The following is an 11,187-nucleotide window of genomic DNA, read 5'->3' as shown; positions in this document are numbered from 1 at the left end:
TGACTCAGCACTTTTAAAAACCTCGTTTACCATTGGGGCGAATTGTCATCCAATTGGTTTTTGCTAAGGCTAATTGCTCATCAGAAACCTTTGCACCAGTGAGATTAGCACCACACAGATTAGCTCCTCGGAGATTGGCATTACTGAGATAGGCTTCCGTGAGGTCTGCACCTCGCAGGTCGGCTCCTTCTAAATCAGCATGGTTAAAGTAGGCTTTGCTGATATTAGCATCTCTCAGATTTGCTCTAGTAAGACTAGCTCTGCCAAAGTCACTGTTGTGAAGATTAGCACCTTGAAGATTAGTACCTTGGAATTGAGTAGAATGAAAGTTTGTCTCGGATAAGTCAGCACCCGGCAATTTCATAAAACTGAAATTGTGTAGAGAAAAGTCCCGTCTACCCTTGTGATAGGCTGTGAGTAAACTTTGGGTATTTAACTTACGTCCTTGAGAATTGTTTCTGTGTGAATTAATATTTTTATTGTTAGTTACCGATGTTGATTTGCCTGCCGAAGACCCCTGACGTATTCCCCCTGCTTCTCCATTTTTAGCTCGTCTTGCTCGAATTGCTGCCGCTATTTGTGCTTTATTGCCTCCTAAACCCATAACACCACTAGAAGGATCGCTGGACAAAATAGCAGAATTTTCTACTCGGTTATATGTTGGCTCTTTAACATTAGGATCAGATTTAACCAGCAAACCTTGAGCTAAACTTTCCAAATAAGGTTCTATATCTAAAGCTCTAAGTACCTCTTCTGCTGACTGGTAGCGATTACGGACTGACACATCTAGCATTTTTCCCAGAACAGAGGTGAGATGATCACTCACTTGCACTAGATGCTCCCACATCATCTCGCCTGTTTTGGGATTGTAGTCTAAATCTTTAGGAGTTTTGGCACTTAGTAGATAAATACAGGTAACACCCAGCGCGTAAATATCACTAGCGTAGACAGGACGCATAGCCATTTGCTCTGGAGGTGCGAAACCGGGAGTACCAATGGCATAAGCAGTTAATGCTGTCTGTCCTGATTGATTTAGTGCCGCTTGGCTAACTTGATTTTTAACAGCGCCAAAGTCAATCAGCACCATTCTGGCATCTTGAGTCCGGCGAATTAAATTGGCTGGCTTGATGTCTCGGTGAATTACCTTTTGCTCGTGGATGTATTGCAACAACGGCAAAGTCTCGCTCAAAAACTGTTTGACTCCGGCTTCGCTAAAGATTCCATTCAGTTTGACCTCTTGTTGCAGTGTCGAACCACTAATATATTCTTGGATTAAATAAAATTGTTCTTGCTCTTCAAAATAGTCAAGTAGTCTTGGTACTTGAGGATGATTGCCGATTTTGCCCAGGGTTTTAGCTTCTCGCTCAAATAACTCTCGCGCCATTTGTAAAATGTGTGGTGCGGTTCCTGAAGGGCGTAGTTGCTTAATTACACAACTTGGTTCTCCTGGTAAAGCATGATCATGAGCTAAGAATGTTGCGCCAAAGCCACCTTGACCTAACGGTTTGACCACCCGATAGCGATCGCGCAATAATAGTCGCGAACCACACGACTGGCATATCTGGTCATGCGCTGCATTTGTTGGATTGGGACAGGTAGGATTTAAGCAATAGCTCATGCATTGTCAACTCGCTGCACGAATAATGATTAGAAGCGTTACACTCTTTTTTAAATTGTTAAGACGGATCATTTTATCTTGCTAGATGATGTGGGAAATTCTTTAACGAGTTTCTAAGAGTTAACTCAAAATTACGTAAAACACACATCAAAACAAGTAACACTTATTATACTTACACTCTCAAATAGTGTCCAGGCTATTTTTTCTAAGAAATCCAATATCTAAATCTTCTAACTTTCAATTTTTGTAGGTTTGTTAATAATTATACTGGATATTAGGAAATTAGATTAATTTTTTTCCCTTGCTTTGTCTCCTCAGAAATACTAGTAACTAACTCATGCTTGAATATATGTTCATATATGCTATGATAATAATTGTTCCAAGATTAATTTAGGGGAAAAAATATGCCTACTGTCACCCAAATGAAATGCGCTTGTCCCAATTGCTTATGTATCATTTCGCTGGAGAATGCTATCAATAAAGAGGGTAAATACTATTGTTCTGAAGGCTGTGCGGAGGGTCATGAAACAATCAAAGGCTGTAACCATAATGGTTGTGGTTGCTAAAGAGTGTTGAGGGCTGAGTGTTGAGGGCTGAGTAAAAATAGCACCTACGGTGCTATAGAGTTGAATAAATCTGAATTATTTCTCTACCCAGCACTCAGCACTGGCTCAATGCCCTGCTATGACTCTAAGCACAGCTATGCTCGCATGGTTTTAAAGCATTCATTCAGCACTTATAGACTAGACAACACTTCTCGTGCAACGGCTAAAGTTTGCTCGATATCGGCTTCAGTGTGAGCCAAAGAGGTAAAACCAGCTTCAAACTGAGAAGGCGCTAAATAAACACCACGCTCTAACATACCTCTATGAAAACGACCAAATTTAGCCATATCTGACTTTTTGGCATCTTCGTAGTTATGCACTGGCCCAGAGGTGAAGAATAAGCCAAACATAGCGCTAATTTGACCACCGCAAACTGGATGACCAGTTTCTTGGGCAATCTTTACTAAGCCATCTGCTAATTTCTGAGTAATTTTATCAAGATACTCATAAGTACCAGGTCTTTGTAACAATTCCAGGGTTTTAATCCCAGCCGTCATTGCTAAAGGATTACCTGAAAGCGTTCCCGCTTGATACACAGGGCCGGCAGGAGCAATCATTGACATAATATCTCGACGACCACCATAAGCTCCTACTGGCAAGCCACCACCAATTACCTTGCCCAAGGTTGTTAGGTCTGGTGTCACACCAAATTTTTCCTGAGCGCCACCGTAGGCAATCCGGAAACCTGTCATCACTTCGTCAAAGACTAGCAAAGCCCCATGTTCATGGGTAAGTTCTCGTAAACCTTCGAGAAAACCAGCATCGGGAGTAATGAATCCAGCATTGCCAACTACTGGCTCTAAAATTACCCCGGCGATTTCGTCGCGGTTTTGTTCAAATAAGGCTTTCACTGCTTCCAAATCATTGTAAGGAGCTGTGAGGGTAGTAATGGTTGATGATTTAGGAACGCCTGGCGAATCGGGCAGACCAAGTGTAGCCACACCAGAACCAGCCTTCACTAAGAATGTATCGGCATGACCATGATAGCAGCCTTCAAACTTAATGATTTTCTCTCGGTTTGTGAAAGCTCGCATTAACCGCAGCACTGCCATACAAGCTTCAGTGCCGGAATTCACAAATCTCACCATTTCAATGCTAGGAACAGCATCAATTACCATTTCTGCCAGCACATTTTCCAGTAATGAAGGAGCGCCAAAACTAGTGCCTTTTTCTAAGGCTTCATGAAGTGCTGCAATTACTTCTGGATGGGTATGCCCACAAATAGCAGGCCCCCAAGTGCCAACATAATCAATATATTGGTTGCCATCTACATCCCAAATGTATGCGTCTTTAACTCGATCAAAAACGATGGGTTGTCCGCCAACCGATTTGAAGGCGCGAACTGGAGAATTCACTCCTCCCGGCATGAGATTTTGGGCGGCGGCAAAGATTTCTTGTGATTTTGTGGTTTTAATCGTGGTATTTACCAAAGTTCTCTCCTAAATAGTGGAAAATAAAAAGCTCTATCTTAGGATAGGGTGAAAAACTGTTTAGAAATTTTACCTTATAGAGTTATTCCAACCAGAAAAATAACAATATGTTATGCAAGTCCAATGAAGACTTGCCTTTAGAGATTCGCACTAAGTTATCTGAGGCTTATCAGGATCTTTGCCGGGCTGTTTTTAACTGAGCAATCCATTGTGATGGTGAAGCTTATAAAGCTCACCAATTAGCCTTAAGTGCTGTAAAGATGCAGTTTGCTACAAGTAGGAATGCTTTTGTTTAAGCTGGATGGGCAAGTGCAATTTTAAATAAGCATACCAGATGCTCTATTCAGAATGGTATCGTGAATCCATCAATAATGTTTCATCAGAACAAATTAGCTGGTATGTTTTCTACTGATCCGCATTCACTACCACAGTCCATTCCTGTTGATCAGATTTGCTACGATGAACGGGGTTTAGTGCCGACAATTATCCAAGATTATTTGGATGGCTCTGTTTTAATGATGGCGTGGATGAGCCAGGAATCTTTAACAAAGACTTTAGAAACTGGAGAAACTTGGTTTTGGAGTCGCTCTCGCCAGGAGTTATGGCATAAGGGAGCAACTTCTGGACATATTCAAAAAGTGCAAAGCGTTCGTTATGACTGTGATAGTGATGCGCTGCTGATTGGAGTGGAGCAGCTAGGAGATATTGCTTGTCACACGGGGGAACGCAGTTGTTTTCATCAAGTAGAAGGGACAATTGTTGCCCCACCAGGGGATACATTATCTCAAGTATTTCAGGTGATATGCGATCGCCGTGACCATCCCGTAGATACTTCTTATACCTGTAAGTTATTTGCCGGTGGCGATAACAAAATTTTAAAGAAAATCGGCGAGGAAAGTGCTGAGGTAGTCATGGCGTTTAAGGATGACGAGGAGGAGGCGATCGCGGGTGAAGTGGCGGATTTACTCTATCACACGCTGGTTGCTTTAGCTCATCATCAAGTCGATTTAAAGTCAGTCTATCGCAAGTTACAAGAACGTCGCCGCTAAGAAGGCAGAAGAGCAGGGAGGGAGAAGAGGGTAACTTTCCTCATGACTAATGATTTTGTAATTCTTATCATTACCTAGATTTTTCCTCACTCATTCCACAGGGTTTCCACAGGAATTTTAGTAGTTTTCCACAGATGTTTGACGAGCTAATAGGCTGTTGCCGTTTTACTGGGGATTGTTGATTAAGAATAGTCAAGAATCTCTAGCACTGAGTTTTTATTAAGTTGCGTAACAGAAAGTGGGTGACAATGCTGATTATTGCGTTAAGATTTGTTTTTTATACCACTAGTTTTAACATTTCGCAGCATTGACAAACCCACCCCCTCTTGGCGCACAATGATGCGACTGGCTTGTATAGTCTGTTCAACCATTAACGCCAAAAATCACTAAGAGACGCTAGTGTAGATTTTCAGGTCAGGGCAGGACTATATAAAGCAATTCGCATCATTCCAAGTAACTTGTCTCTCTTGATGGACTTCACAGAAGGAAAAACTCATGAACACAACAGTTAGTATCTTTACAGAAATTCCCGAAACACTACATGAATCCCTTGAAAATTACTTAGAAGCACACCCTGATTGGGATCAAAATCGCGTGCTGACAGCTGCCTTGTCTCTGTTTTTACTCCAAAATGGCGAGAGCGATCGCCGCGCTGCCCGTGTATATTTAGAAACGTTGTTTTATAACTGTTAAATTAAATATAAATGCCCTGCGCTAATCAGCCAGAAACCCAACACACTGGTAAGTCGCTGGGCAAAAATATTTCCAAGTATGACCATATTGGTCGTCAGACCTGCAAAGGCAAATAAGAACCTTCAAACTAGAATCCCCCGGATTTATCCGTGGGGAGTGTTAATTTTTATTCCTTAACAAAGTTTAATCGTGCCTATCTACGTAGTTACTTAATCAAGAGTTGCTCATAAAAAACTCTAGATTAGAGACTATACACTCAAGAATGAGTTTCCAACGGCTGGGAATGCGTGGGGCATTCAAACTTATACCCTACGCCACGTACAGTTTGAATTAGTGCTGGTTGGCTAGCATCGATTTCAATCTTCTTGCGAATTTGACCGATGTGTACATCTACAACCCGTTGGTCGCCAACATATTCATAATCCCAAACCTCTTGAATCAATTCGGCACGTCGCCAGACTCTACCCGGATGGCTCGCTAAAAAATGCAACAAGTCAAATTCTAGAGCAGTTAAGGGTATTGCTTGGTTGTTAAGTGCGACTTCTCGTCGTGCTGGGTCAATCATTAGCTTTTCAAATACTAGACGTTTTTGTTCAGCGGTAGTCACAACCCGCTGTCGTCTTAAAATTGCCGCTACTCTAACTTCTAACTCTCCTAGTCCAAATGGCTTGGTGAGATAGTCATCAGCACCTTTAGCAAAGCCGCGAATCTTGTCGGCTTCGTCGGCGCGGCTAGTCAGCATCAAAACAAAAACACCATTACGACTTTGCATTTCCTGGCAGAGATTAAACCCAGTGACATCTGGTAAATTTACATCTAAAATCACCAAATCCGGGTTAAATTGCTCAAATAGAGCCAAGGCTGTTTTACCATCCTCAGCAGCCTCCACCTGATAGGTTTGCTTAATCAAAAAGCGTTGGATTAAATTTCGGACCGCAGGGTCGTCATCAACTACAAGAATCTTGGCGGGAGCCATGACCATCACTTTGCACAAAAATTCGTAAGATTAACAAGAAAGAGGATTGCGTAAAAACGCAATTTCCACTTTGGGGGTTATTTAAGACTCTACAAGGGTAAGGAATGCATTTCCTGATTATCCAAAATAATAGTGTAATCAGAATTCTGGAAAATGAAAATCAGAAGATTTTGCTAGTCACCATATACTTAAGTACGGGTGTTGTAATTCTCAAGTTTGATGTGTACTAGATTGATATTCTCGACATTCGCCATAGCAGTGCAGTCACCTTGTAGATTTTATTTTCCCAATTAAGTGGGGATTTAAAACTTTTTAATTTTAAATCTATCTGTGGATACATACCACTAGTACCGCAAGGCGGAAGTCAAAAGTCAAAAGTCAAAAGTCAAAAGTCTTATCCTCTAGGCTTTTTATTGATTCTGAATGGTCTGTTTATTGACTCCATGCTGTACTAGCTATTGTGAGGTTTCATTATGAAAAATTTCCTCAACACACTCTAAAATTGCCAAATGTTAATTTTTTCCTGAAAAATGCGTTTTAGGCATTCCTAGTAAAAATTATAGAGTAAATCGCTCATTAGCCAAAGACATGACGGTATACAAGGTGTTATGGCAATATGTTAAAGTTAACGTAGTTAAAAATTCCAAGTCAATCCAACTAACCCATGCTACTATCCTTAGTAGGGCATAAAAATGGGTTCATACGTTGGTTTGAATCAAGATAAAACCTAAAGTTGTTTTTCCAAAAAGCAAAAAACTGCTGCTGACTAAGGCTAAAGAAAGTATAAACTCCCATGAGCGATCAAAATCCCTACGAGAAACTTGGGGTGTCAGAAGATGCTAGCTTCGATGAAATTCAGGATGCTCGTAATCGCCAATTGGAGCAATATAATGGCGATGCCAAGAGTTTAGAGCTGATTGAAGTAGCTTATGATGCGATCTTAATGGATCGTCTACGGATGCGCCAGGAAGGTAAAATTAAAGTCCCTGAACGGATCAGGTTTCCAGAATTGCGAGTGCAATTGCCTTCAAAAGAAAGTCCGACACCTCGCGAGCAGTCCCCTGCATGGCTGCAAAGAATAATCGACCAACCCGCGCCTAAAGATATACTGTTACCTGGAGCTTGGTATTTGGGTTTAAGTACCATTAGTGTATTTACTCAATCCGTAGGCAATCAGGTTTTACAGTTGGCTTTAGTCGTTGGTGTAGGAATTAGTATTTATTTCCTCAAACGCAAGGAAGGTAAGTTTGGTAGAGCAGTTTTATTGACGCTGGTTGGTTTAATTGTTGGTTTAATTGCTGGGGGGCTACTTGCTGGCTGGCTCTTGCCGCAAATTAACCTGGGACAGCTAACGTCTGAGCAATTCTCTACAGTGTTGACATTTATATTGTTGTGGATAATTAGTAGTTTTCTGCGTTAAGCCGATGTATTTTTGGGATTGTGGATTGATCAATAGACATCTGATGCCAAAGAATATAGGGACAATTGATTAATTAATTGTCCCTACACTGGTTTGGCAGCATATTTAAATTCGGTCGCTGTCGAATGGTGATAGATGACTTGGTTTTGCCGTTTGTCTATCCCTTTGGTGAAGACCAGCCACTATTGGCTCCTTTGGACTTGTTAAGATTGGAGGATAAGTTTGACAGCTGTACTCAAATCCTGAACAATTAAGTCAGGCTGGTAAATTTCTAATTGAGTGCGATCGCGAATCCCAGACTCTACAGCCATCACCTTAATACCGTGTTTTTTCGCCGCCGTAATATCTGCTTCTGTATCCCCAACCATCCAAGTATCAGATGCTTTGGGAAGTTCTGCTAATGCCCGTTCCATCAACAAGGGCTTATCTTCAATGTCACTGGTTTTAACATAGTCGTTTTCCAAGCAATAACAGCGATTTTCGGGGAAAAAATTGCCCAAGTCGTATTTTTTTACAGCATAATCTAATTCCTTCACCCGACGCATTGTCATCACAGCCAAATCAATTCCCGCCTGTTGAACTTTTAACAGTGCCTCTACAGCACCGGGAATGAGGCTATCATGCTGAAAATAAGTATCTGTGTGTACTGTTTTTCGCCGCAACTGGGCAAATTCTTGGGCTTGTGTCGCATCTAAACCAGAGTTTAAGGCAATTTGCCTTTCTGGGACACGCGATCGCTTGAATTGCCAAAATTCAGCTTTGTTAAGTTGTTGTACAGATTGTTCGGGATAGCGGATTTTCTCCAAACAAAATTGATAAACACGGTAATAACGTTCAGAGACATCCATAATCGGACCGTCGAAGTCCGTGATTAGTCTTAGCATCGGCGGAATTTGTGAACTTTTATGACAATTATCTCATTGGTTATTGCAAAGTACCCCGTTTAATTTGCTCACTTTCAATGGCCTCAAATAAAGCCCGAAAATTACCTTCCCCAAAACCTTTAGCTTGATAACGTCGTTCAATAAATTCAAAGAAAAAAGTCGGTTGTCCAAAAATCGGCTGAGTAAAAATTTGTAGTAAGACTGCATCTTCAGCATTTTCTTTCCAGTCCACCAAAATTTCTTGTTGAGCGATCGCCTCAAGTTCCAGCACTGAGAGAGGGAATCCTGGGCGCTGTTGAATTTGTGTGTAGTAAGTTTGGGGAACCGAGAGTAAAGATAAACCACGGGCGCGAAATTGCGCGATCGCACTAATTAAATTAGGAGTCCCTAAAGCAATGTGTTGAATTCCTGACCCCCGATTCACATCCAGAAACTCTTGTATTTGGGAATTGGGAGAAGCTGGCTCATTAATCGGTAATTGTACGCCACCGTTACGGGAAACCATGACTTGGCTATATAAAGCTGAACGGTCGGTTTGAATTTTAAAACTCTGCTGGGGTTGAAAATTGAGAATTTTTTCGTACCAAGCAACAGCCGAATCTAACTCACCCACCGCTACATTTAGCACTATGTGATCTATACCACTAAAAGTATGATCTGTTGTTTGTGGTGCATCATCCGTTGTCATTCCTGAACTTTCAATCAACGTATGAGACAACCCACCCCAAGCGGCAATTTTGCCACACCTACGGAAGACATTACCAAACTGCTTTAACTGCATGGGTTGGATAACAGTAGCTCCGTGTATTTTAGCGAGTGCGATCGCTCCTTCCACATCTTCCATCACAAAAGCGACATCTGCTACACCTGGTGGATGTTGGCACAGAAACGCCGTCACCGGACTCGTTGGTAATAAAGCTGAAGACAGCAAAAAACAAACGATACCATTGCTCACTACTTCCGTACAAGTGTGAACCGAACTGATGCTACTATCTACTGCTGTAAACCCAAGGTGGTGTACAAACCAATCCCGCCAGATTTTGGCATCTTCGACATAGAAATGAACGTGATCTATCTTCATAAATCCTGAGAATCCAGCCCAACAGCTTAACTATCTATAATTTTTACTTTTTTGCTAGATTATCAAGTTTTTCTGTATTAATCATATATAGCATTTCCTTGTCTATGGTAAATTGATTCTTTGTGTTTGTAGAGACTTAATTCATTGCGTCTACTATATTCAGTAGGGAGAGAATGAGAATTTAACGTAAAGCGACTTGCCATGATTTCCCGTTTTTCTTCAGGTTAAAAGATTTACACGACTGTAAAAATTTTAGAAAATTACCATTCAAATTTAAAGATTTAATTTGCTCAGTTATCGGTTGACCATAGCGCTGATTAAATCCAGTACCCAACAGGCTAATATCAATGTAGCTTGCAGGAGATTTTATCGTTAACTCCTGGAGAATAGCCTTGAGTGCTTTTTCTAAATCGGCTGCGGAATTAATACTAGATAATAAGGAAGATTTATTCTGACTACTTAATAAAGTATTTTCTGTACTATTTATTGGTGGTGACTGATTAATTTGAAATAGTGTTATGTATAATTCCGAAGTTACATTAACTTGGTGAACCGCAAAATCAACCGGATAGTTAGTAAAAATATCTCTCGCTTTTTTACCAGGTAAATGCTGAGAAACTACTTGAGTTATAGTCAAATTATATTTAGTTTTATAAATTTTAGAAAGAACAGAAAGTTTAACCCAATAAATTTTATTTTGTTTTTGTTCTGCTTGGATTAACTGTTTAATTTGTTGAATAAAAACTTCAATTGTGGGAATCTCAGGAGTAAAATTGGGAAATTGTGTGATGGGTTTTCCTGTAGCGCTATTCAATACTATCAGGATTTCTTCTTTTTTAATAGCTTGATAAACTATTAGTCCATTTTGCTGAAGATGGTTGCACAGATTAGTCATCACTTTATCTGACGAACAAACTATAACTTCCTTAGCATTAGCATAACGTTCATGAACTGAGGAACCCAGCGCAATCATTTTACCATCAGCATTATCCTTACCGACAGGAACGTGAATTAGTTCGTATCCACGCTGATGTAACTCTTCATCTCGTTTACCCATTTTAGACCAATTAGCAAAGGCAATTTTGACTTGCAGGGGATAGGTGGAAACTGTTGTTAAAAACTGTTCCATTTTAGTGTCGAGTTGTAAATTTTCTGCATCTAGCAATAAAATAGCGATCGCTGGAGGAGAAAAAGAGCTTTTTAGAGGCTCAAACATATCTTGATTCTTGAATTCAATGAGATTTAACGCTGCGATTGATTTATGAATTGTTACTTCTAAATTATGAAAGACTGGCGAAGTAAAAAAATTGGCACTACAACCAGCCCCAAGTATTCTTTAATCATTGGTATCAGTGTAGCATTATCCGCCAAATTACTGATTTTTTTGTTTGATTCAGATTGTTTCCAGTAAAAACTTCGGTAATTGACCTT

At 40.5% G+C, this 11,187-nt stretch carries 10 protein-coding genes and 1 pseudogene; 5 read left to right on the top strand and 6 right to left on the bottom strand.

Annotated elements, in window-relative coordinates; all coding sequences use genetic code 11:
• Positions 1 to 13: 13 nt before the first annotated feature.
• Complete coding sequence (locus VB654_RS04535; protein WP_323212298.1) at positions 14 to 1,618, bottom strand: serine/threonine-protein kinase; 1,605 nt, start codon at positions 1,616 to 1,618, stop codon at positions 14 to 16.
• Between the two features lie 404 nt (positions 1,619 to 2,022).
• Here VB654_RS04535 and VB654_RS04530 point away from each other — a divergent pair, with 404 nt between their 5' ends.
• A complete protein-coding gene (locus VB654_RS04530; protein WP_323212297.1) occupies positions 2,023 to 2,184 on the top strand; it encodes a metallothionein in 162 nt (53 codons plus the stop codon).
• A 170-nt stretch (positions 2,185 to 2,354) separates the two neighbouring features.
• Here VB654_RS04530 and hemL read toward each other — a convergent pair whose 3' ends face one another.
• Positions 2,355 to 3,653: a glutamate-1-semialdehyde 2,1-aminomutase gene (gene hemL, locus VB654_RS04525; RefSeq protein WP_323212295.1), complete on the bottom strand. Its 1,299-nt coding sequence runs from the start codon at positions 3,651 to 3,653 to the stop codon at positions 2,355 to 2,357.
• Between the two features lie 107 nt (positions 3,654 to 3,760).
• Between hemL and VB654_RS04520 the strand changes: the two are divergent.
• The 3 genes and pseudogenes from VB654_RS04520 to VB654_RS04510 all read left to right on the top strand — a co-directional run bounded on the left by VB654_RS04520 (position 3,761) and on the right by VB654_RS04510 (position 5,395).
• Positions 3,761 to 3,949: pseudogene (locus tag VB654_RS04520) on the top strand (cation transport regulator ChaB).
• Positions 3,950 to 4,051: 102 nt separating this feature from the next.
• Entirely contained in the window at positions 4,052 to 4,702 is a 651-nt protein-coding gene (gene hisIE / locus VB654_RS04515; protein ID WP_323212494.1) for a bifunctional phosphoribosyl-AMP cyclohydrolase/phosphoribosyl-ATP diphosphatase HisIE, read from the top strand.
• A gap of 495 nt (positions 4,703 to 5,197) precedes the next feature.
• Complete coding sequence (locus VB654_RS04510) at positions 5,198 to 5,395, top strand: DUF2811 domain-containing protein (RefSeq protein WP_323212293.1); 198 nt, start codon at positions 5,198 to 5,200, stop codon at positions 5,393 to 5,395.
• Positions 5,396 to 5,651: 256 nt separating this feature from the next.
• Here VB654_RS04510 and VB654_RS04505 read toward each other — a convergent pair whose 3' ends face one another.
• Entirely contained in the window at positions 5,652 to 6,371 is a 720-nt protein-coding gene (locus VB654_RS04505; RefSeq protein WP_323212292.1) for a response regulator transcription factor, read from the bottom strand.
• 793 nt (positions 6,372 to 7,164) lie between these two features.
• Between VB654_RS04505 and VB654_RS04500 the strand changes: the two genes are divergently transcribed.
• Positions 7,165 to 7,791 carry a CPP1-like family protein gene (locus VB654_RS04500; RefSeq protein WP_323212291.1) on the top strand — a complete coding sequence of 209 codons (627 nt, stop codon included), beginning with the start codon at positions 7,165 to 7,167 and terminating at the stop codon, positions 7,789 to 7,791.
• 203 nt (positions 7,792 to 7,994) lie between these two features.
• Here the strand turns inward: VB654_RS04500 and VB654_RS04495 are convergent, their stop codons facing one another.
• The 3 genes from VB654_RS04495 to VB654_RS04485 all read right to left on the bottom strand — a co-directional run bounded on the left by VB654_RS04495 (position 7,995) and on the right by VB654_RS04485 (position 10,972).
• Positions 7,995 to 8,675: an HAD family hydrolase gene (locus VB654_RS04495; protein WP_323212289.1), complete on the bottom strand. Its 681-nt coding sequence runs from the start codon at positions 8,673 to 8,675 to the stop codon at positions 7,995 to 7,997.
• 40 nt (positions 8,676 to 8,715) lie between these two features.
• Complete coding sequence (hppD, locus tag VB654_RS04490) at positions 8,716 to 9,756, bottom strand: 4-hydroxyphenylpyruvate dioxygenase (RefSeq protein WP_323212287.1); 1,041 nt, start codon at positions 9,754 to 9,756, stop codon at positions 8,716 to 8,718.
• Positions 9,757 to 9,937: 181 nt separating this feature from the next.
• Complete coding sequence (locus VB654_RS04485; protein ID WP_323212285.1) at positions 9,938 to 10,972, bottom strand: NYN domain-containing protein; 1,035 nt, start codon at positions 10,970 to 10,972, stop codon at positions 9,938 to 9,940.
• Between the last annotated feature and the right edge of the window lie 215 nt (positions 10,973 to 11,187).

This window comes from Nodularia sp. UHCC 0506 (assembly GCF_034931045.1).
GTDB lineage: Bacteria > Cyanobacteriota > Cyanobacteriia > Cyanobacteriales > Nostocaceae > Nodularia.
This window is presented reverse-complemented; position numbering and strand designations above follow the sequence as displayed.

What these genes read in the sequence shown, in the direction of transcription:
- VB654_RS04535 (WP_323212298.1), bottom strand. Translation starts at nt 1,618, where the DNA reads ATGAGCTATTGCTTAAATCCTACCTGTCCCAATCCAACAAATGCAGCG.
- VB654_RS04530 (WP_323212297.1), top strand. Translation starts at nt 2,023, where the DNA reads ATGCCTACTGTCACCCAAATGAAATGCGCTTGTCCCAATTGCTTATGT.
- hisIE (WP_323212494.1), top strand. Translation starts at nt 4,052, where the DNA reads ATGTTTTCTACTGATCCGCATTCACTACCACAGTCCATTCCTGTTGAT.
- VB654_RS04510 (WP_323212293.1), top strand. Translation starts at nt 5,198, where the DNA reads ATGAACACAACAGTTAGTATCTTTACAGAAATTCCCGAAACACTACAT.
- VB654_RS04505 (WP_323212292.1), bottom strand. Translation starts at nt 6,371, where the DNA reads ATGGCTCCCGCCAAGATTCTTGTAGTTGATGACGACCCTGCGGTCCGA.
- VB654_RS04500 (WP_323212291.1), top strand. Translation starts at nt 7,165, where the DNA reads ATGAGCGATCAAAATCCCTACGAGAAACTTGGGGTGTCAGAAGATGCT.
- VB654_RS04495 (WP_323212289.1), bottom strand. Translation starts at nt 8,675, where the DNA reads ATGCTAAGACTAATCACGGACTTCGACGGTCCGATTATGGATGTCTCT.
- hppD (WP_323212287.1), bottom strand. Translation starts at nt 9,756, where the DNA reads ATGAAGATAGATCACGTTCATTTCTATGTCGAAGATGCCAAAATCTGG.
- VB654_RS04485 (WP_323212285.1), bottom strand. Translation starts at nt 10,972, where the DNA reads ATGTTTGAGCCTCTAAAAAGCTCTTTTTCTCCTCCAGCGATCGCTATT.